Source organism: Micromonospora sp. BL1, from assembly GCF_003667485.1.
Classification (GTDB): domain Bacteria; phylum Actinomycetota; class Actinomycetes; order Mycobacteriales; family Micromonosporaceae; genus Micromonospora; species Micromonospora tulbaghiae.
This window is the reverse complement of record NZ_RCVK01000154.1, coordinates 1-21,012: the sequence shown is the minus strand read 5'-3', so window position 1 is coordinate 21,012 and position 21,012 is coordinate 1. Positions and strand designations below refer to the sequence as shown.

General features: G+C 71.9%; 16 protein-coding genes and 1 pseudogene. 13 read left to right on the top strand and 4 right to left on the bottom strand.

Annotation, left to right across the window (positions count from 1 at the left end; genetic code table 11):
- Nucleotides 1–15: 15 nt before the first annotated feature.
- From EAD96_RS04975 to EAD96_RS04965, 4 genes are read left to right on the top strand one after another with little or no spacing between them, the layout of a single operon-like run.
- Nucleotides 16–249, top strand: a complete 234-nt coding sequence (locus tag EAD96_RS04975; protein WP_120571482.1) for a zinc-ribbon domain-containing protein — start codon at nucleotides 16–18, stop codon at nucleotides 247–249.
- Nucleotides 250–252: 3 nt separating this feature from the next.
- Entirely contained in the window at nucleotides 253–429 is a 177-nt protein-coding gene (locus EAD96_RS30980) for a hypothetical protein (RefSeq protein WP_158614778.1), read from the top strand.
- Nucleotides 430–469: 40 nt separating this feature from the next.
- A complete protein-coding gene (locus tag EAD96_RS04970) occupies nucleotides 470–1,540 on the top strand; it encodes a hypothetical protein (protein WP_121683450.1) in 1,071 nt (356 codons plus the stop codon).
- The gene (locus EAD96_RS04965; RefSeq protein ID WP_121683441.1) at nucleotides 1,537–3,042 is read left to right on the top strand and encodes a hypothetical protein; all 1,506 of its coding nucleotides are present in this window, start codon (nucleotides 1,537–1,539) and stop codon (nucleotides 3,040–3,042) included. The genes EAD96_RS04970 and EAD96_RS04965 overlap by 4 nt, the downstream gene beginning before the upstream one ends.
- Nucleotides 3,043–3,052: 10 nt before the next feature.
- Here the strand turns inward: EAD96_RS04965 and EAD96_RS04960 are convergent, their stop codons facing one another.
- Nucleotides 3,053–4,006 carry a S41 family peptidase gene (locus tag EAD96_RS04960; RefSeq protein ID WP_121683440.1) on the bottom strand — a complete coding sequence of 318 codons (954 nt, stop codon included), beginning with the start codon at nucleotides 4,004–4,006 and terminating at the stop codon, nucleotides 3,053–3,055.
- Between the two features lie 78 nt (nucleotides 4,007–4,084).
- On the opposite strand from EAD96_RS04960, the gene EAD96_RS04955 reads away from it, so the two are divergent.
- From EAD96_RS04955 to EAD96_RS04940, 4 genes are all read left to right on the top strand, one after another.
- On the top strand, nucleotides 4,085–4,582 hold the full coding sequence (locus tag EAD96_RS04955) for a transcriptional regulator (protein WP_121683439.1): 498 nt from the start codon (nucleotides 4,085–4,087) through the stop codon (nucleotides 4,580–4,582).
- 178 nt (nucleotides 4,583–4,760) lie between these two features.
- Nucleotides 4,761–6,974: a tachylectin-related carbohydrate-binding protein gene (locus EAD96_RS04950; protein ID WP_121683438.1), complete on the top strand. Its 2,214-nt coding sequence runs from the start codon at nucleotides 4,761–4,763 to the stop codon at nucleotides 6,972–6,974.
- A 288-nt stretch (nucleotides 6,975–7,262) separates the two neighbouring features.
- Nucleotides 7,263–9,455, top strand: a complete 2,193-nt coding sequence (locus EAD96_RS04945; RefSeq protein ID WP_121683449.1) for a bifunctional diguanylate cyclase/phosphodiesterase — start codon at nucleotides 7,263–7,265, stop codon at nucleotides 9,453–9,455.
- A 128-nt stretch (nucleotides 9,456–9,583) separates the two neighbouring features.
- Nucleotides 9,584–10,216: a hypothetical protein gene (locus EAD96_RS04940; RefSeq protein WP_120571477.1), complete on the top strand. Its 633-nt coding sequence runs from the start codon at nucleotides 9,584–9,586 to the stop codon at nucleotides 10,214–10,216.
- Nucleotides 10,217–10,357: 141 nt separating this feature from the next.
- Here the strand turns inward: EAD96_RS04940 and EAD96_RS04935 are convergent, their stop codons facing one another.
- On the bottom strand, nucleotides 10,358–10,834 hold the full coding sequence (locus EAD96_RS04935) for a hypothetical protein (protein WP_121683437.1): 477 nt from the start codon (nucleotides 10,832–10,834) through the stop codon (nucleotides 10,358–10,360).
- Between the two features lie 309 nt (nucleotides 10,835–11,143).
- Here EAD96_RS04935 and EAD96_RS04930 point away from each other — a divergent pair, with 309 nt between their 5' ends.
- Genes EAD96_RS04930 through EAD96_RS04915 form a run of 4 tightly spaced genes read left to right on the top strand, consistent with a single transcriptional unit; the run spans nucleotide 11,144 to nucleotide 16,898 of the window.
- Nucleotides 11,144–15,130: a polymorphic toxin-type HINT domain-containing protein gene (locus EAD96_RS04930; protein WP_147457840.1), complete on the top strand. Its 3,987-nt coding sequence runs from the start codon at nucleotides 11,144–11,146 to the stop codon at nucleotides 15,128–15,130.
- 12 nt (nucleotides 15,131–15,142) lie between these two features.
- Complete coding sequence (locus EAD96_RS04925) at nucleotides 15,143–15,778, top strand: hypothetical protein (RefSeq protein WP_121683435.1); 636 nt, start codon at nucleotides 15,143–15,145, stop codon at nucleotides 15,776–15,778.
- 49 nt (nucleotides 15,779–15,827) lie between these two features.
- Nucleotides 15,828–16,586 carry a MerR family transcriptional regulator gene (locus EAD96_RS04920; protein ID WP_121683434.1) on the top strand — a complete coding sequence of 253 codons (759 nt, stop codon included), beginning with the start codon at nucleotides 15,828–15,830 and terminating at the stop codon, nucleotides 16,584–16,586.
- Between the two features lie 27 nt (nucleotides 16,587–16,613).
- A complete protein-coding gene (locus EAD96_RS04915) occupies nucleotides 16,614–16,898 on the top strand; it encodes a putative quinol monooxygenase (protein ID WP_091418876.1) in 285 nt (94 codons plus the stop codon).
- Between the two features lie 6 nt (nucleotides 16,899–16,904).
- On the opposite strand, the gene EAD96_RS04910 is transcribed toward EAD96_RS04915, so the two are convergent.
- Both EAD96_RS04910 and EAD96_RS04905 read right to left on the bottom strand, forming a co-directional pair.
- Nucleotides 16,905–18,416: an SLC13 family permease gene (locus EAD96_RS04910; RefSeq protein WP_121683433.1), complete on the bottom strand. Its 1,512-nt coding sequence runs from the start codon at nucleotides 18,414–18,416 to the stop codon at nucleotides 16,905–16,907.
- Nucleotides 18,417–18,462: 46 nt separating this feature from the next.
- Complete coding sequence (locus tag EAD96_RS04905; protein ID WP_121683432.1) at nucleotides 18,463–20,004, bottom strand: gluconokinase; 1,542 nt, start codon at nucleotides 20,002–20,004, stop codon at nucleotides 18,463–18,465.
- Between the two features lie 266 nt (nucleotides 20,005–20,270).
- On the opposite strand from EAD96_RS04905, the pseudogene EAD96_RS04900 reads away from it, so the two are divergent.
- A pseudogene (locus EAD96_RS04900) lies at nucleotides 20,271–21,012 on the top strand (hypothetical protein); the annotation flags it as partial.

Sequence of the window (21,012 nt, the reverse complement as noted above, 5' to 3'; positions counted from 1 at the left end):
GGGTAATGCCGGGCGATGTTCTTCATCTTCGGGCTGCGGACCAAGGTCGACAGGTCCGGCGTCGTCACCCAGGTCTGCCGCAACTGCGGCAACCAGGCCGCCCAGGTGATCACCCGCCGGGTCACCAGGTTCAGCCTCTTCTTCATCCCGCTGATCCCGCTGCGCACCCGGTACGCGCAGCAGTGCACGTTCTGCGGCGCCCAGTACGACATCTCGCGGGCCGAGGCCGAGCGCCTCCCGGTCGGCTGACCGGTGACCCGCTTCCTCTGCTGGCTGATCGGCCGGCAGCCGGTCACCCCGCCCGCCGTGCCGGTGCACACCGCCGCCCGACCGCCCTGCACCCCCGGGCGCCGGCACCGCCGCCGCAGCCGCCGGGTCGCGGGAGCGCAGTCGCCCCGCTCGCCCTGGAACCGCTCCGCCGGCCGCTGAGTCCCCGGGTGCGCACACCTATTCTGGGATCATGGGTGGCGTGGAGGAGCGGCTGGCGCAGATCCGGGGTGGTGGGCCGCCCCGGCGGCACAACGCCCGCACCATCGCCGCGCTGACCGGCAACCCCGGCTGCACCCGGCGGGCCGTGCTGGACAGCGCGGGCGCGGACAAGCCGGCGCTCGCCGGGCAACTCGGCTTCCCGGCCCGGTTCGGCCAGTCCCGCTTCGCGATCACCCGGGGCAACGCCTTCGAGGCCCAGGTCAAGGCCGACGGCGGGGCGGAACTGCTGCGCCTGGTCGCGGAGCGGCTCGGCGTACCGGTTCCGACTGATGCCACCTGGACCGACCTCGGTGCCGACGAGGACCGGCCGGAGCGGTCCCGGGCGGCGCTCACCGCGGGCGGCGACGGCCCGGCGCTGTTCGACCACCCGCTGCTCGGCCTGGACGTGGCTGGTACCCGGGTGCACCTGGAACCGGACCTGGTCGCCGCCCGGCTGGCCGGCCGGTTCCACGTCGTGGAGATCAAGTCGTTTCCGGTGATCGACGGGCAGGCCGACCCGGGCAAGGTCGCCGCCGCCGCGATCCAGTCCGCCGTCTACGTGCTGGCGCTGCGCGAGCTGCTCGCGGCCGGGGGACGCGACCCGGAGCTGGTGTCGCACGAGGTGGTGCTGGTCTGCCCGCGCGACTTCGCCAACCAGCCGGTGGCCAGCCTGCTCGACGTGCGCCGGCAACTGCTGGTGCTGCGCCGCCAGCTGGCCCGGATGGCCCGGGTCGAGGAGTTGCTCGCCGCCGTGCCGGCCGGGTTCACAGTCGACCCGGCGGCCGATCCGGCCACGCTCGCCGCCGCGCTGCACCAGGTGCCCGCGCGCTACGCGCCCGACTGCCTGGCCGCCTGCGAGCTGGCGTACTTCTGCCGGCACGAGGCGCGCGGCCGGACCGGCGCGCTGGGCCGGCCGGTCCGTGAGGCGCTGGGTGGCGTCGAGGACGTCGCCGACGTGCTGGCGCTCGCCGAGGGCGTGGCCGCGCCCGAGCCGGAGCAGGCGGAGGCCGCCGCGCTGCTGCGGGCCGCCGCGCGCCTGCGCGCCGACGCCCTCGCCGGGCACCCCGCGTGAGTACGCTTCGCGCGCTCGCCCGGGCGCAGGCGGTCGCCACCGGGCGGGCCCAGCCGGTGGCCACCGTCCGCCACCTGCACCTGTCGGAGCGGCCGCTGGTGCTGGTGCCGCTCGCGCTGGCCGGTGAGGCGAACGCCCCGCTGGCCGCGATGGTGGGCGCCGCGCCCGACGAGGCCCGGCTGCTGGTGGTGCCGCAGCCACGCAACCGGGACCAGCGGTTCGCGTTCGCCGCCGAGCTGGCCGGGATCGTGCTGCCGTACCTGGACGAGTTCCGTGACCTGACCGAGGCGGTGCCGGTGGACCGGCGCCGCGACGTCCGCCACCGGTACGTGGACGCGCCGCAACTGCTGGTGCCGAACCCGGCCGGGATCACGTTCCTGCGGTTGTTCGGCCGTTCCACCCGATTCCGCCGGACCGACGGCGACTATCCCGTGCATCAGTCGGTGCCGCTGCTCGGCCGCTGGCTGACGTTCTTCGCCGAGCGCGCCGAGCAACCCGGCTCGTCGGCGCTGCTGGCGCTGACCGACGCGCTGACGCTGCACTGGGCGACCGGGCAGAGCGTGGTCGAGGATCTGCACCTGCCGGCGGTGCTGGGCTGGCTGGACCCGCCGGCCGGGCTGACCGGCGCCGAGGCGGCGGCCCGCGCCGAGGATCCGGCGCACTGTCCACCGGCCGGGCCGGCCACCGACCCGGACTTCGACAACCGCCGGCTCGCCCCGGCGATCGAGGCGTACACCCGGGCCGAGGACGACCCGGCGGCCCGCGCGGCCGCGTACGACGAGCTTGCCGGCCTGTTGCGCGACCAGCTCGCGCCGACCTGGGAGCTGATGTGGCGCGGCGTCGGGCTGCTGCGGACGCTGCCGGCCGGCACGCGGGTGGCCGGCCGGTGGGCCGGTGACCGGGACGCGTTCACCGCGCACGCCGAGCACGTCGACGCCGGGGGCGGCCCGCAGCCGCGCCGCGACGGCGCGGTGGCGGCGGCGCTGCGGTTGCAGCGGCTGGAACGGGCGTCGACGGCGTGGGCGGTGCAGCGCGCCTACGACGATCCGCTGGTGATGGCCGAGCACCGGCTGTCCGGGGAGGCGTTCGTCGGCGAGGTGACGCTCGCCGACCCGGCGCGGGTGGACGACTCCGGCAAGCGGCCGGTGCTGCGCCCCCGCATTCAGGTGGTCACCACCGAGCCGGTGCCGATGCCGGTGGGCGCGACGCTGTACTCCCCGGCCCGTCCGGGTCAGAAGGCGAAGATCGTGTTCCTGACGCCCGGCGGCGACGGCAAGACCGAGGTGGTGCTGGAACTGTCCGGCGGGATGGGCCGGGGGTTGACCGCGCCGCCCGGCAGCGTCCCCGAGGTGGGCGAGCGGATCTGCCTGACCGGCCTCTCCGACGGCTTCCTGCCGGGTGGCGCGTTCCCCGCGCCGGAGGAGACCCCGTGGACGCACGGCGGGCCGCCCGGCACGGCCGTCGCGCCGCAGGATCCGGCCCCGGCGGAGGACTGGTCCTGACCGGCGCGGCTCAGCCCAGGGCGGCGAGGGCCGTCCGCGCCTCGGCCGCCGTCGGCCGGTCCGGGTTCGCCGCCAGCAGCGCCTCCAGGCTCCGGCGGTACGCGACGTCGTGTGCCCGGTCGGCCGGGGTCTCCACGTTCGGGGCGACGCCGCAGCCCTCCCAGTTGGTGCCGCTCGCCGCGTGCACGGGCCGGGCCACCGGCACCGTCAGTTCCAGGTGCGGGTGCAGCCGGTGCCCGATCCGGGGGTGCGCGCCACCCCGGGTCGGCTCGCCGACCACAGTGGCCCGGCCGAACTGCTGAAGGTCGTACGCCAGCTCCTCGCCACCGGAGAACGTCGCCGGACCGGTGAGCACGTGGACCGGCTTGTCCGGCGCGTAGCGGGGGACCGGCAGCCAGGCGGCGCTGAAGAACTGGCGGGTGGCGCCGGAGCGTTCGTGCATGGTGTGCAGGTGCGTCGGCTCGGCGAAGAACCAGCCGCAGATCAGTGCCACCCCGTCCGGGCTGCCGCCCTCGGTGCCGCGCAGGTCGAGCAGGAGCGCGTCGGTGCCGGCGAGCAGCCGCAGCGCGGCGGTCAGCGCGTCGCCGGCCAGGTCGGGCGGGAACACGTACGGCTTGATCTCCAGCAGCCCGACGTTGCCGGGCAGCCGTTGCACCCGGGTCACGCCGCCCATGCCGAGCGCGGCGAGGCGCGCGAAGTGCTCCCCGGTCGGGTCGTCGGCCTTGTCGGACAGCGGCTGCTCGTGGTGCTTGAGCCGCAGGTGCAGGTCGCCGTTGACCGACTGGAGGTCGGCGGTGACGAGCGCGCCGAGCGTGGCGGGATCGCCCGCGCCGGCGTACGCCCCGGCGCGCAGCCGCTCGCGCAGGTGGCCGGCGAGCCGGTCGGCGACGTCGGGAAGGACGTACTCGTCGGCGACCAGGCCGGCGGCCCGTTCGACGACGGTGGTGACGTCTTCTGGATCCATCGGTTCCCCGTTCTCGTGGTGGGTGAGAAGTAGAGCAGCCGGTTGACAAAAGCGTCAAGAGAAATAGACGCTTTGGCGGTGACCGACGACCCGCTGGAGATCCGCGAGCCGGCCCAGTTCAAGGCGCTGGCCCACCCGTTCCGGCACCGGCTGCTGTTCGCACTCGGGGCCGGACCCGCCACGCTCAGCCAGCTCGCCGGCCGCCTCGGCGCGGCGAAGGGCACGGTGGCCCACCATCTCGGGGTGCTGACCGAGGCGGGCATGGTCCGCCCGGCGCACAGCCGCCAGGTCCGGGGCGGCACCGAGCGCTACCACGAACGCACGTTCCGCCGCCTCGTCGGCACCGACACCGACGCGGGCGCCACCGCGGCCCTGCTGGGCGCGTACGCCGAGGAACTCGCCGGCGACCCCGACCCGCTCGTGCACCTGCGGCACCTGCGGCTCACCCCGGCCCAGGCCGAACACCTGCGGTCCACGCTGGACGAACTGGTGGGCGAGGCCGAGGAGGCGCCGCCGGGACAGGCGCGCTACGGCGTCCTGGTCTCCCTCTACCGGCACCCGCCTGCGGTCCGCTGACCGACAGTCGCCGACTCTGGCGGCCGTCCCCGCTGGCGGTCCGGTTTCTTGCCCGGCCTTACCGTGTGCCGGTATTGACCGCTATATTCCGCCGTCCTACACGCGCGGTGGCGGGCGGATAACATCCTGCGGGACCGGACCGGTGACCGCGGTCCACAGTGACCAAACGGGGGATTCGTTGTCGATTCACCACGCCCGCCGATGGGGAGCAGCCCTGCTCGGTGTCGTCACCGTGGCGACCCTGCTCGGCGGGGGAACAGCCTCGGCCGTCGCCGGTGCCACCCCGGTGCCCGACGGCACCTACGCCTTCACCGCGAAGATCATCTTCGGTGACCTGCGTGCGTGCACCGGCGCGCTGGTGGATCCGAACTTCGTGGTCACGGCCAAGAGCTGCCTAGCCGACGGCGCCGCATCCGTCGTGGCAGGCGCTCCGGCCCGTCCGACCACCGCCGTCGTGGGGCGTACCGACCTGACCACCGGCGCCGGGCAGGAGCGGCCCGTGGTCGCGGTCGCTCCCCACCCGAACCGCAACCTGGCACTGCTCCGGCTCGCCAACCCGGTCACCGACGTCGCCCCGGTGGCGCTGACCACCGCGGCACCCACCTCGGCCGAGACCCTCACCGTCGCCGGCTACGGGCGCACCGCCACGGAGTGGGTGCCCAACCGGCTGCACGCGGCTGACTTCACGGTCCAGGCGGTCGACGCGGCCTCGGCCGACGTCGTCGGCGCCTCGGCCGGGGCCACCATGTGCAAGGGCGACGCCGGCGGCCCGGCGTTCCGGGTCGTCGCCGGCGCGCCGCAACTCGTGGCGATCAGCAACACGTCATGGCAGAAGGGCTGCCTGGCCGAAACCGAGACCCGTGACGGCGCCACCGTCACCCGCGTCGACGACCTCGGCGCATGGTTCGGCGAGCAGACCGGCGACGTGCAGATCTTCGGCGTGAACGCCGCCGGTCAGCTCACCTACGCCGTCATCGACGCGGCCAGCGGTCAGCTGCGTGCCAGCCGGGTGTCGGCGGCGACGCTCGGGTTCACGCCCAAGGCGATGGCCACGCTGAACGCCGACACGATCCTGTTCAACGACACCGTAGGCCGCATCTACCGGCTGGACATCACCGGCGTCGACCCGCTGACCTTCACGGCGGTCTCGGTGGACACCGGCTGGTCCCCCTTCATCAACATGACCTACGACGGCCACGGATCGCTCTACTACATCGACAGCCGGGACGGGAAGCTGCTCCGTCGCACGCTGACGACCCCGAAGCCGACGACCCGCGACGACCTCAGCCGAGCCGTCGTCGTCGCAAGCGGCGGGTTCACCCAGCTGTCGCTGACCTCGCCCGCCCCGGGGCGGATCATGGGCAACCTCTCCAGCGGTGAGCTCGCCTCCTACCGGATCAACGGCGGTGGCACCGAGGCCTTCTACCGGCAGTCGCTGGCGTCGACCGGCTGGGCCGGCTACACCCACGTTCTCTCGCCCGGCGGCGGTTGGTACTACGCACGTACGGCCGGCGGCGGGATGGACCGCTTCCGTGACGCGAATCCGGTGGACGGCAGCGGCACCGACCTGACGAAGCTCGCTACGCCGGTCAGCACCAGCGGGTGGGACCAGGTGCTGCTGTCGGCCCGCCCCTGGACCGGAGTCGTGTCGGTCTTCGGAACGCGGCCGGACGGTCGGCTCTCCTACACCGCGCTCGACCCGGTCACCGGTCAGAAGGTGGTGAGCACGGTCTCCAAGGAGACGCTCGGCTTCACCCCGAAGGCACTGGCCACGCTCAACTCGGACACCCTGCTGGTGACCGACGGCGGTACCCCCTACCGGGTTGACGTCACCGGCACCCAGCCGCTGACGTTCACGCGCACCGCCATCACCGGCGCCGGCACCACCGGATGGACCCACGACCGTCTGGTCTTCGACGGGTTCGGCACTCTCTACGGCATCGCCGGGGGCTCACTGCTGCGGCGGTACACGGTCACCAAGGCGAAGCCGGCAGTCGCCGGCGATTTCGTCAACGTGGGCATCTACAACGGCGGGAACGGCTTCAACCTGCCGACGCTGGCAACCGCCGGCAAGGACCGGATCGTCGGCACGACCAACGACAACAAGCTCGCCCTCTACAAGATGGGCCAGGGCACCGCGCAGTGGACGCGCTCTGATCTGGCCGGCAGCGGCTGGGGTGGGTTCACCTCACTGTTCTCCCCGGGTAACGGGGTCTACTACCGGCGGGACGCCGACGGCGTCGTGACCGGTCACCTCGACGTCTCCCCGTACGACGGCAGTGGGGCCGACCTGACCCCGTACACGCCGACCGGAACGGCCAGCGGCGGCTGGGACCCGATCCTCTCCGCGCGGCCGTACGACTCCTGGCCGGACAGCACGCGCCGTTGGTGACCGCCGACAGAACCCGATGAGAATGCGGGCCGCGCCGACTGTGTCGGGGCGGCCCGCATTCGCGTCCGGTGACCGACATCGACGGACTCTGGCGGCCGTCCCCGGCGCTGACTAGGCTTGCGCCGTCCGTCGTCCGGTCCTCGTCGTCGAGGGTGCACGTCTGGAAGAGAGCCGGAGCGCATCGTTGTATCCCAGCACGACGTGAGCCTCGCCGCCGCGGCACCGGCCCGTCATCCGCTCGTCGGCCGTGTCGGACTCGTCGCGGCCGCTGTCGTCGTACTCGGCGAGATGGCCTGGCTGGCCGCCCGGCTGCCCGGCGCGGCACTGGTGAGCGACCTCGGCGCGATGGCGGTGTCGAGCTGGGCGGCGGTGCTCTGCGCCGGCGCGGCGCGACGACAGCCGGCCGTGCTGCGCCGGTTCTGGGAACTGCTCGCCGCCACCATGGCCCTCGCCGCGCTCGGCCGTGCGGTGTGGACCGTGGAACGGCTCGGCGGTCTCGGCCTGCCCCACACGCCGCTGGTGGCGGGCCTGTTCGCCGCCGGCATCGTCACCGGCACCGCCGCGCTGCTCTGCTCCCGCACCGGCCCGCGCAGCGTGATCGGCCGGGCCCGCACCCTGCTCGACGGGGTGATCGTCGGGCTGGCCCTCATCCCGATCGGCTGGGTGGTGGTGTTCCACCGGATCACCGACGCCGAGCTGGCCGACCCCATGCGGACGTTCGGGCTGCTCTACCCGATGTTCGACCTGATGCAGCTCACCATCCTGGTGGCGGTCGCCGGTCCGGGCCGGCCGATGTGGCGGGCGCTCACCGTGATCGGTGCGGGCCTGGCGATCCGGTCCGGTGCGGACGCCGTCTACGTCTCGCTGGTCGCGCGCGGCGACTACACGCCGGGTCACCCGGTCGACGTCTGCTGGCCGCTGAGCTACCTGCTGGTCGGCCTGGCCACCCGCTACCCGCCGCCGAACGACGGGGACGGCGAGGACGACCTGGTCGACTCGCCGCTGCCGCCGTGGTGGCGGGTCGCGCTGCCGTACCTGCCGGTGGGCGGTGCGATCGTCGCGGTCCTGCTGTCGCGGCAGCCCAGCGGGCAGACCCCGCAGGTGGTCTTCGTCGGCATGATGGGCCTGCTCGGAGTGCTGGCGCTGCGCCAGGGGCTGGCCGCGAACGAGAACCTGCGGCTGGTCGGCCGGCTGCGCCGGCTCGCGTACTCCGACCAGCTCACCGGCCTGCCCAACCGGCTGACGTTCGTACGGCGGCTGCGGCGCGCGTTGCGCAGTGGCGGGCCGGTCGCCGTGGTGCTGCTCGACCTGGACGGCTTCAAGCAGGTGAACGACAGGTTCGGGCACGCCGCCGGGGACCGGCTGCTGACCGCCACCGCGGAGCGCATGCGGAACGCGGTCGGCCCGGACGGGATGATCGCCCGGCTCGGCGGCGACGAGTTCGCGGTGCTCGTGGCCGGAGAACGCCAGGTGTCGCCCGAAGGGCTCGCGGTCCGGCTGCTCGCCGCCCTGGAACCGCTGCCCGGCGAGGAGGATCTCGGCGTCCACCCGTCGGCGAGCATCGGCATCGCCGAGTACGGGCCGCAGCACACCTCGCACACCGACCTGCTCCGCGACGCCGACATCGCCATGTACGCGGCGAAGGCGGCCGGCAAGGCCGCGTACCGCACGTGCACGCCGGAGCTGCGCGAGTCGGCGGTCAGCCGGGCCGAACTGATCGCCGACCTGCGGCGCGCGGTGGACGAGGGTCAGTTGCTGATGGAGTTCCAGCCCATCGTCGACCTGGACACCGGCACGGTACGCAGCGCCGAGGCGCTGGTGCGCTGGCGGCATCCCCGGCTGGGCGTGCTGACCCCGGCGCGGTTCCTGCCGCTGGCCGAGGAGACCGGGCTGATCGTGGCCATCGACAGGTGGGTCATCCACGAGGCGTGCCGGGCCGCGGCCACCTGGCGGGAGCATGCGCCGGACGTGACAGTCGCGGTGAACATCGCCGCCGCCCACCTGTGCCGGCCGGACCTGATCGCCACCGTCACCGGCGCGGTCGGCGCGGCCGGTCTGCCGCCCCGCGCGCTCACCCTGGAACTGACCGAGTCGGCGCTGATCGAGGGCAGCGAGTCGGTGCTCGACCGGTTGTCCCAGCTACGTGACCTCGGCATCCGCATCGCCATCGACGACTTCGGCACCGGGTACTCGTCGCTGAGCTACCTGCACCGCATCCCGGCCACCGAGCTGAAGATCGACAGGTCGTTCGTGTCCCGGCTGGACGCCGGCGACGCCCGCGCGTACGCCACGGTCGAGATGGTGAACCGGCTGGCCGGCGCGTTCGACCTGGCCGTGGTGGCCGAGGGCGTGGAGACGGTCGCGCAGCACGCGGCGGTCACCGCGATCGGCTGCCGGCAGGGCCAGGGCTGGCGGTACGGCCGTCCGGCCGCCCTGCCGGACCTGCTCCCCGCGTTGTCCGCCGCGGGCACCGGGCGCTGACCGGCCCGGGTCCACGGGGGCCGAAGGTCCCGGACCAGACAGGGGATTCGACCCTGCTCACCGGCGGTCCGCCGCGGCCATGATGGTTCTCGTCAACAAGACGAACACCCTCCACACGGGAGCTTGATATGAAGCGACGGACGCTCGACCTGCTGTTCAGCATCGGTGGGCTGGGCCTGGCGGTCCTGCTGCTCGTCGTCGGCGTCGTCCTGACGACGAACGCCAACTTCGCCAACGACTACGTACGCGACCAGCTCGGCGCGCAGCACATCACCTTCACCCCGGCGGACAAGCTCTCCGACGAGGAGAAGAAGTCGGACTGCCTGCGCGAGTACGCCGGCCAGAAGATGACCACCGGCAAGCAGGCCGAGTGCTACGCCAACGAGTACATCGGCCTGCACCTGAAGAACATGGCCGGTGGCAAGACCTACGCCGACCTGGGCGAGCCGCAGACCGCGCTGCGCGAGCAGGTGGCCCAGGCCGAGCAGAGCAACGCCGCCAACCTGGCCGACCTGCAGAAGCAGCTCGCCGAGGTGACCGCCCAGCGGGAGACCGTGTTCAAGGGCGAGACGCTGCGCGGCCTGCTGCTCACCTCGTACGGCTTCAGCGAGTTCGGCCGCAAGGCCGAGCAGGGCGCCCTGGCCCTGTACCTCGGCGCGGGCCTGCTCCTGCTGCTCTCGGCCGCCGGCCTGGTGCACGCCTTCCGCACCCCGCCGAACGCGACCTTCGCCGCCCCGGAGAAGGAGAAGGTCACCAACTGACCGAGGGTTGAATGTGGGGCCTCCAGGCTGCCTGGAGGCCCCACATTCGATTCTCGCTCGGTTGGCGTCGATATCGTCGTGCTTGACGTCAACTCGTGCTGTTGGAGCGCATCGAGTCGCTTCGCGAACGTCGAAGGAGAGTCAGGCCCGAATCTCGAGCAGGACAGCCGGTCCTTCATCAGCACCGACGCCTACACCAACCCAGTCGTCCACCGGCACGTCCACTGACTTTTCGACGTTGGACACAGTTACCTTGGCGTCGAGGCCGAAGTCGTTGTAGTTGCGAATGCCATAGACGTCTGCCAGTTCGAGGGTGACGTAGCCGGTGGTGCCCCGCACCTCGAAGCAGAATGGCGTGATGCGGGTGAAGCTCCACACTTCGATCGATCGCGCAGGCTGGTCGCATTCAATGTGGAGAACGTGTCCGTCGCCCTTGATCATGCGGATCCCCTGGATTTGATCGGCGCCGGGGTACTGGAAGTCTTCCTCGATGGCGGGCATCGCGTCGGCATCGATTGCGGCCTCGGCCGGAGCCGAGGCAATCATCGCGCCGGTGCCGATGGCGACGGCGACGGCACTGAACGCGCTGATTCCGAGCGCGCTACGAGTCAACTTCATACGGCTACTCCAGTCCGAGGGAACGACCTAGACGGTGATGGCTGGCATCCGACGGGACACACCGCGATCAAAGTCTTTGCGATGATGGGCCACGCCGCGCGTCCGTGCAACCCCGTTCGGTAGCGGCGAAATCGCCCTCCTCGGGATCCCCTCGTTCGGAAGGACTGCCACTTGCTGCGTCGACTGAGCGGGCGCTCGGCGCCCCGGTTCGCACGAAGGTTGGTCGCTGCGCTCGCGGTGCCTGTACTCGTCCTCACCACTCTCTCGGTGCCGCACCCGGCCCAGGCAGAGGATGTCCTTCCAGAGGGCATGCGTGAGCTGCGTGCCCAGGTGCTGGACAGCGTCCTTCTGGGTGGACCTGCCACCTCTGCCGCCGCCCGAAAGGCGCTGTTGGGCACGGACGCCGACGTGCAGCATTTTCTCAGCACCGAGCTTCCGGCCGTGACCAGCATCGACACCCGCCTTCGGGTGTTGCAGATGCTCTCCGCCGGCGGTCCTGCCGTACGAGCAGCGGCGAGTGCGGCACTGGACGGCTCCGACGAGGATCGTGAGCTGTTTGTGTACGGCACTTGGGACCGCGCCTTCGTGCAGGATGAGCGCGCTCGTGCCCTTCAAGCTAAGACCGCCGGCGGCCCTGCCGTCCAGGCGGCGGCAAGCCAGGCTCTGGACGGCGGGGAAGACGCGATCATCCAGTTCCTGGCAACCGGCCTTCCCCAGGCGCAGCAGCAAGACGAACGGGCTCGTGCACTGGCGATCATGATGAAGGGTGGACCGGCGACGCGCGAGATGGCCAAGATCGCGCTTGACGGTGGGCCGGACATGATCCATGAGTTCCTCGTCGCCGGTGCTGAAGTCGCCGCGGCGCGGGACGAGACACTCACCTCCGTTTCGGAGCTGGCGGCGCAGGCGACTGCGGCGGGCAAGGAAGCGGCTGCCGAGACCGAGGCGGCCAAGGAGGCCTCGGCCCAGGCCGTTGCGGCGGCTGACCGGGCCAAGGCCGCAGCGCAGAAGGCAGCGGCCGAGACGGCCGCAGCAAAGGACTCGGCGGACCAAGCGGCTGCGGCGGCCGGAAGAGCGGCCGACGCCGCAGCGGAGGCGGCCAAGGCCGCACGAGTGGCGATCAATGCTGCTGGAGATGCCCACGCTGCTGCTCGTGCTGCGTCTACTGCGGCGGTGCGGGCAGCCAGCGCGGCAGTGCTCGCGGGAGACGCCGCAGCCCGAGCCTACAGAGAAGCGTCCGGGGCGGCCCTGGACAAGGACAAGGCTGCTGCAGCGCGAAGTGCGGCCGCCTCGGCGCTGACCGTTGCTCAGGCCGCCAAGAAAGCGGCTGCCGCGGCAGAGGAGGCGAAGAAGGCAGGTACGGCTTCGGGCCAGGCCGCGGTCGCAGCCGGATCGGCCGGCGGCCACGCTGATGCGGCCGCGGCCGCCGCGGATGAGGCAGGCGGTTACTCGCAGGCTGCCGGAGCCCAGGCCGACCGCGCCAAGCGCAATGCAGCCCAGGCCCGCAGGGCGGCGGCCGTGGCTAACCGGGCAGCGGCGGCGGCTACGGCGCTCGCTGCAAAGGCGGCTGAGGCGGCGGGAGAGGCAGCCACAGCCGCCCGCAACGCGGCGGCTCATGCGGAGGCGGCGGCTGCGGCAGCCAACAAGGCAGCCGACGAAGCCGGCCAGGCTGCGGACAAGGCCGAGCAGGCCCGGCGACATGCCGATGCGGCCATCGTCGCGGCCAACGCTTCGAGTGCGGCAGCGGCACAGGCGAAGAGCATTGCCCAGCTGGCCGCGGCCGCCGAACAGGAGCGGCTGCAGGTCGCCACCGATAATGGAATCGAGGCTGCGGAATCGGCGCTGAAGCAGGAGCAGGAGATCCAGGCCAAGGCAGCCTGGGACGCGTCGGAGCAGACTCGCCGTGATGCCGAGACAAGGGCGTTGCTGGCAGCGGCAGGCGCGCCGGATGCGACGGTTGACATCATGCTGTCCAAGGGGCGTGAGGCCGCACTGCGGTTGATCGCCAGCAGTGGCCCGTGGACCAGGGCGGCTGCCGAAGAAGCCTTGACGACCGACGCCGAGGGAATGCGCGCTTTCCTGCGCGACGGGCTGAGTAAGGCCACAGACCAGGACGACCGAGCTCGGGTCGAGTACATCGCAGAGTCGGGTGAGCCGGCGGCGCTGCGCCAGGCCGCGGAGGCTGTGCTCGACGGCCCGATCAGCGGCGTGCGGGAATTCTTGGCGAGTCGTTCCTACCCTGGTAAGGAGAACGACGACCGGGCGAAGATCCTGCAGGTGATGACGTCGGGTGGGCCGGCGGTCGATGCTGCGGCCTCGAAGGCGTTGGACGGAACAGACGCCGACCGCCACGCTTTCCTCACACGCGGCCAGTACGAGGCCGCAGCGCACGACGAGCGGGCTGAAATCCTACGGATTCTGTCGGCCGACCCGAAGCCGGGGCCGGAGGTGACGTCGGCCGCGAAGATCGCGTTGGCAGGCCCGGAATCCTGGATGCGGGGCTTTCTCCGTGCGGGCCACGAACAGGCCAAGGACCGGGACTGGTTGTTGGCTACCCATCAGGCCCGGGTCGATGCCGCTGTCGCGCAGGCAGCGCAAGCAGCCGCCGCGGCGCAACAGGTCGCGTACGAAGCTGCTCAGGCTGCCGCTGTCGCCCGCAACGCCGCCGACGAGGCGGCTGGGTATGCGAACCAGGCGGCGGAGTCGGCGCGGCAGGCCACCATCTATGCCAACCAGGCACGCGATTCTGCCAATCAGGCAAAAGCGTCAGCGCAAAAAGCCGCGGAGTCTGCCGCCACCGCCCGCAACGCGGCGGCCGCAGCTAAGGCGGACGCGCGGCGGGCGGATCAGTCCGCCGCAGATGCCCGCTACTCCGCTTATCGGGCGAAGCAGCACGCGGACGCCGCGCGACAGTCGGCCGACGAGGCCCGACAATCCGCTCTTGCAGCGAAGAAGAGTGCCGCTGAGGCGCAGGCCGACTATGACAAGGCCTACGACATCGCGCTGGACCTCATCGATGCGGAGGAGCAGTCCAGGCGCGACAATCCGCCCACCAAGGATCCGAAGAAGTGTGACCGACCGCCGGGATACGGTGCCGATCCGTCGTGTTACCCGAGCCTGCCGGGCCTGGAACGAGGTCCTGAGGACGGCGAGATCCTTTGTTGGAGTTGGGCGGAGAACCAGAAACAGTGCGGTTACACGATTGTCACCCCGGAGGAGCGCCGGCAGTTCGAACAGGACCGCGAGAATCAGAAGACGCTGAATGCCTGCGCTCTTCTGATCCCTGGCTGCTTCAACGCCCTCATGACGGTCATGGCGTTAGACCCGTCCACGCGTCAGGACCCCGAGGTCATGCTGGAACTGGCCGTCATGCGCCTGCTGGGCAACAAGATGACTGCGGCGGCGCGGCGTAGCTGGCTGATAAACAAGCTGGCGTGCCGGAAGAACAGCTTCTCCGCCGACACGCGCGTCGTGATGGCGGACGGGCGCACGAAGCCGATCAGCCAGGTACGGCTTCGAGACCGGGTGAGGGCGACCGACCCGGTTAGCGGCCGGACCAGTGGCCGGGAGGTCGTAGCGCTCCACCGCAATCAGGACATGACACTGACGGACGTGCGGATCCGAGAAGCGAACGGTGCTCTCGCGACGGTGCATACCACCCAGGAACATCCGTTCTGGGATGCGACCCGAGGCGCTTGGGTGGACGCGGCCCGGTTGGGAACAGGGGACCGGCTCTACACTGCGGCGGGCAGCGGGCCGACGGTTGCACGAGTCACTTCGTTCACCGGCAACCAGCTGATGTATAACCTGAGCGTCGCCAGCGTGCAGACCTACTATATTGTCGCGGGGCGTACGCAGGTTCTGGTCCACAACGCACCGCCTACTCCACAGACATGCGACTTGGCCGGCGTGGAGGTCCGTCATCCTGGTCAGGCTCATACCCTGAGTGATCACGTCAATGTGACCCCGGCGAGGGCGCAACAGCTCGCGAATAGCGAAAAGGCGATCCATGGGGTTTGGCAAAGCGAGGAGGTTGCGACACGTGCGATCGATCAGCTGATCGCCAAGAAACTGACGCCCAAGAAGCTTCAGGAGTGGTTCCGTACCTACAACCAGAATGGCCGCCCGAACCTTGAACTCAAGGGGCCGGTGGCCCCTGCCGGGACATCTCTTGGGAAGGTTTACCGCAAGGACCTTCCTCCCACTGACTCGAGCAACGAAATCATCGTCGTTCTCAAGCGTGACAAGAGCGAGCCGGGCGGATATTACGTCTTCACCGCTTATCCATTGCCCTGACAGGGAGATCCGATGACCTCCGTTTCGAGCTTCGACTTCGGGCTGACCGGGTTCGTCTCTCGGTTCCACCAGGATTGGCGATATGAGGGGACGCCCCTGGAACTCCTCGGTTGGCTTCTCGGGCCGGAGACGGACCCGCGTGAGGTGCAGGCGCTTCGCAGTGACGCCTTCCTGATGCGCGCCGGGCTCACGCCCACCGAGGTCGAACTGCTGTGGTGCATCGGGTCGGACCACACCTTCGGGTTCGGTCCGGACGGCGCGTGGCCGTCCGGGCCGGACTGGCTCGCGACGATTGTCCGAGAGTGCGACGACTGGCTATCCCGGCACGGTTCGGTCGGTGCGGAGCCCGATTCGGCGCCGCACCAGGGCCTGGCCGATGTCGTCGCTCGCGAGGTCGAGGCGCTGACGGACGGTCTGCCGGACGCGCGGGATCCCGGCGGGGCGCTGCGGGACGCCCTCCTCCGGTGCAACCGGTCCTGTTCGCCCGATCTGGCCCTCCGCTGGTGCCTGCGCATCGCCCAGCGGTGCTCCTGGCCGATCCGACGCAGCCAGTACGAGCGGCTCGTCGCGCTCGGCGACCGGTTCGGGTACGGCGAGTTCGTCGTGACTGACGCCGAGTACCTGACGGAGTACGCACCGCCGGCTTGACCCTCACGCGGCGGGAGGCGGGAGTCTTGGTCGCGGAAGGGAGGGAACCATGGCGTACACGGTGGGTCAGGTGGCGCGGGCGGCCCGGGTGACGGTCCGGACGCTGCACCACTACGACGGGATCGGGCTGCTGCGGCCCAGCGGGCGCACGCCGGCGGGCTACCGCCGCTACGACGAGGCCGACCTGGACCGGTTGCAGCTCATCCGGTACTACCGCGAGCTGGGGTTCCCGCTGGAGGAGATCGCCGAGATCCTGGACGACCCGGACGCCGACCCGGTGGCGCACCTGCGCCGGCAGCACGAGTTGCTGTCCGGGCGGATCGGGAAGCTCCAGGAGATGGTCGCGGCGATCGAACACGCGATGGAGGCGAGGACGTTGGGGATCCAGTTGACGCCGGAGGAGCGGTTCGAGGTGTTCGGGGACTTCGACCCGGACGAGCACGCCGAGGAGGTCGAGCAGCGCTGGCGTGACACCGAGGCGTACCGGCAGTCGCAGGAGCGCGCGGGCCGCTACTCGAAGGAGGACTGGCTGCGCAACAAGGCGGAGAACGAGGACTGGGGGCGGCGGTTCGTCGCGCTCATGGACTCGGGCGCGCCGGCTGACGGTCCGGAGGCGATGGCGCTGGCCGAGGAGCACCGGCAGCTCATCACCAAGTGGTGGTACGACTGCCCGTACGAGATGCACACCGGCCTGGCGGACATGTACGTGGCGGACCCGCGGTTCACCGCGTACTTCGAGACGCTGCGGCCCGGGATGGCCGCGTACCTGAACGAGGCCATCCACGCCAACGCGATCACCCGCGCCTGACCCGGAGCCGGTGGCAGGATGGCCGGCATGCTCATCGTCGCCGGCACGCTCTACGTCGATCCGGCCCGGCGGGACGCCTACCTGGCGTCCTGCGAGGCCGCCGTCCGCGCGGCCCGCGCCGCGCCCGGCTGTGTGGACTTCGCGGTCAGCGCGGACCTGGTCGAGCCGGGCCGGATCAACGTCTACGAGCGGTGGGAGTCGGACGAGCAGTTGCTGGCGTTCCGGGGCTCCGGACCGGAGGCCGAGCAGGTGACGGAGATCCTCGGCGCCGAGGTGCACAAGTTCCGGATCTCCGGCGTCGAGGCTCCCTGACCGTCGCTAGATGAAGACGTCGAGCAGCAGGACGCCGAGGAAACCGACCACCGAGATGATGGTCTCCATCACCGACCAGCTCTTGATGGTCTGCCCGACGGTCAGTCCGAAGTACTCCTTCACCAGCCAGAAGCCGGCGTCGTTGACGTGCGAGAAGAACAGCGACCCGCAGCCGATGGCCAGCGCCAGCAGCGCCACCTCGGGGCCGGCGAGCGTGGCGGCCAGCGGCGCGACGATGCCGGCGGCCGTGATCGTGGCGACGGTGGCCGAGCCGGTGGCGACCCGGATGCCGACCGCGACCAGCCAGCCGAGCAGCAGCGGGGAGAGGTTCGCGCCCTCGGCGGCGTCCGCGACCAGGTTGCCCACGCCGGCGTCGACCAGGACCTGCTTGAAGCCGCCGCCGGCCGCGACGATCAGCAGGATGCCGGCGATCGGCGGCAGCGAGCCGCCGAGGAAGCCGGAGACCTGGGTACGGCTGAAGCCGGACCGGTAGCCCAGGAAGATCATGGCGAAGATGACGCCGGCGAGCAGCGCGATGATCGGGGTGCCGACGATGTCCAGCGCCTTGCGGCCGGCGGTGCCCTCGCCGAGCGTCAGCTCGCCGATGGCCCGCAGCAGCATCAGCACCACCGGCAGCAGCACCGTGACCACAGCCGCCCAGAGCGCCGGGGACCGGCGGGAGCGCCGCCCGGCCGGCTCGTCGATCGCGCCGCCGGGCCGTCCGGTGCCCGGGTTGACCAGGTCGTCCTCGGTGACCAGGTCGCCGTCGGCGTCGAGCCGTCCGTCACCGGGCCGGGTCGGGCTGCGGTCGTCGGCGCCGTCGCGCCGGGTCGGCAGCAGCGCGGCCGGGGCGGTGGCCGGCACGTACCGGGCGATGAAGTTGCCGAAGACCGGACCGGCGATGATCACCGTGGGGATCGCCACCAGCAGGCCCAGCGCCAGTGTCTGACCCAGGTTGGCGCCGAGCGCGTCGATCGCCACCAGCGGCCCGGGGTGCGGCGGCACCAGGCCGTGCAGCACCGACAGGCCGGCGAGCGCGGGAATGCCGATCTTGATCAGCGGGACATTGACCCGCAGCGAGACGAGCAGCACGATCGGCACCAGCAGCACCACGCCGACCTCGAAGAACAGCGGCAGGCCGATGAGCGCGGCCACACCGGCCATCGCCCACGGCAGCGCGGTGCCGGAGACCCGGCCGACCACCCGTTCCACGATGCCGTCCGCCCCGCCGGACTCGGCCAGCAGACCGCCGATCATCGCGCCGAGCGCGATCAGCAGACCCACGCCACCCACTGTGGAGCCGACGCCGCCGCTGAACGAGGTGACGATCTTGTCGACGGGTACGGCGGCGACCACGCCGAGCACCGCGGCACCCAGGATCAGCGCCAGGAAGGGGTGCACCTTGCCCCAGGCGATGAGCACCACCACGGCGGCGATGCCGAGCAGGGCGGCGGCGACGAGCTGGGCGTCACCGGCGTTCGTGAGCGGTTCCGCCGGTGCGGCGAGCAGTGTGACCACGGCAATCACGACCTTCGGTAGTCGTCCGTGCCTCCGGTACGGGCGATCACTGGGGAGGAGCGGTGGGTGGTGGCTCCGGCGGAAGGCTCGGTGCCAGCCGCCGCAGCGACGCGAACGTCGGCACGAGCGCGTCGTACAGCTCGGAGAACAGCGGCAGCAGGGCCGCGTACGTGGCGGCGGAGGCGGGGTCCGGGCGGACCGTCTCCTCGATCCGGACCAGGTCGGCGGCGACCTCGATCGACTCGATGAGGCCGAGTGCCTGCATGCCGAGCAGGGCCGCGCCGAAGCTGGAACCCTCGTGCCCGGCCGGGAAACGCACCGGCATGCCGAGCGCGTCGGCGAGGATCTGCCGCCACAGCGGGCTGCGGGCGAAGCCGCCGCTGGCGCGGATCTCGCGTACCTCGTTGCCGGCCGCCCGGACCGAGGCGAGGACCAGGGCGAGCTGCTGGCAGACCCCCTCCAGCGCGGCCCGGACCAGGTGCGCCCGGCCGTGCCCGTGGGTCAGCCCGACGTACGCGCCGCGGGGCAGCGCGCTCCAGTGCGGCGCCCGCTCGCTGAGCAGGTACGGCAGCATGATCAGCCCACCGGAGCCGACCGGCGCCGTGGCGGCCAGGTCGAGCAGCTCCTCCTCGGCGTGCTCGCCCAGCTCGGGGGCGAGCGCGTCGCCTGCCCACTGGAGCACGATCCCGCCGTTGTTGATGGCGCCGCCGACCACCCAGCGGTCCTCGGTGAGGGCGTAGCAGAAGACGCCGCCGAGGGGGTCGACGCCGGGGCGTTCCACCATCACCCGCATCGCCCCGCTGGTGCCGATCGAGCAGGCCACCACGCCGGGGCGTACCGCGCCGAGCCCGAGGTTCGCCAGCGGCCCGTCGCCGGCGCCGACCACGAGCGGGGTGTCCGCCGGCAGCCCGGTGGCACGCGCCGCCTCGGCGGTGAGCCCCGGCAGCACGTGGGTGGTGGGTACGAGCTGGGGAAGCTGCTCCTCGGTGATGCCGGCGAGGCGGAGCGCCTCGGTGTCCCAGGCCAGCTTGTGGATGTCCATGAGGCCGGTGGCGGAGGCGACCGAGTGGTCGGTGACGAGCGCGTCGGCGAGCCGCCGCAGCACGAGATCCTTGATGCCGACCCAGTGCGCGACCCGCTCGTGCAGTTTCGGTTCCTGCTCGGCGAACCAGACGAGCTTGGGCAGCGGCGCCATCGGGTGCACCGGGGTGCCGGTGCGCCGGTGCAGGGCGAGCCCGGACGGCGCGGCGCGCAGGCGCTCGGCCTGCGCGCCGGCCCGTGAGTCGGCCCAGGTGATCGACGGGGTGAGTGGGGTGCCGTCGGCGTCCAGCCCGATCAGGCTGTGCATGGCGGTGCTGAACGACAGCCCGGCGATCGGCCGGCCCAGCTCGTCGGCCACCGCACGGATCACGCCGAGGACGGCCTGGTAGATCACGTCCGGATCCTGCTCGGCCCAGCCCGGGTTCGGCTCCTCCAGCGGGTAGCCGATCGAGTGGCTGGCCAGTTGCCGGCCGGTGGTGTCGAACGCGACGGCCTTGGAACTGGTGGTGCCGATGTCCACACCCACCACCACGGCCGGGTCGCCCACCGGTGCACCTCCTCGCCGCCCGGGGGCCGCGGTCCGCCCCGCCGTTGCGGCTGACGTTACCGACGTGTCCACGCGTCCGCATGACGAAGCGGGACCGCCGGGAGCCGGTGGCACGGAACGTGAATCGACGCGGGAGTTTCCGCCGATTGTGTCGGTCAATCAGCCGATCGGTCTAATTGGCGACTTTCGCGTGTCTTCGTACCCCTGCCGCACCGTTGACATGAATGACACCCCGATTGGTGGGCTCGCGCGGCGGAGGAGTCGGCGTGGCGAAGACTGATTCGACGGGTTCCACATGGCGGTACCGGTGGGCGCACCGGCAGAACGAGCGGCGGCAGCGGGCCTTCCGCGCGGCCGACGAGGCGTGGCGACGCCGCGACGAGGAGCTGCGCCGCCTGCGTACGCTCGCGGTGTCCTTCCACGGCTCGGCCCAGGCGGGCGTCGGCCTGCCGATGGAGCTGGCCCCCGGCGAGGTGGTCTTCTGGACGCTTCCCGCCGCGCAACTGGTGGAGGTGCGGCACACCGCCGTGCTGCCCGCCCCCGAACTGACTGTCGACCCCGACCCACCCGTGTTGCGCCCGCGCCGCCCCGAGGGCGTCAAGGTGGTCGACGCCGGGCTGGCCGTGCTCACCAACCGCCGTCTGGTGCTGCTCGGCGGACGCGGCCGGCGCGACTGGGCGTACGGCCGGATGACCGGCCTGTCCCACGACCCCGGCGCCCCGGTCACGCTGATCCAGGTGCTGGACCGGCGGCGTACCTCCGGGTTGCTGCTGCCCACCGGCGCGGCGGCAGACTTCCGGTTCACGCTCACGCTGGCGTTCGCCGACGCGATCGAGCAGCGCGCCGCGGTCGTGGCCGAGCTGGACGAGCTGATCGCGGAGCACACCGCCGCGCGGCCCGAACGCCCCGCGGTGCTCACCCCCGCCCAGGCCCGCGTCACCGCCCTGGTGCCCGGCGGCCGGCGCACGGTGGCGGTCGGCGCGGCGCTCGCGCTGATCGTGCCGGCGA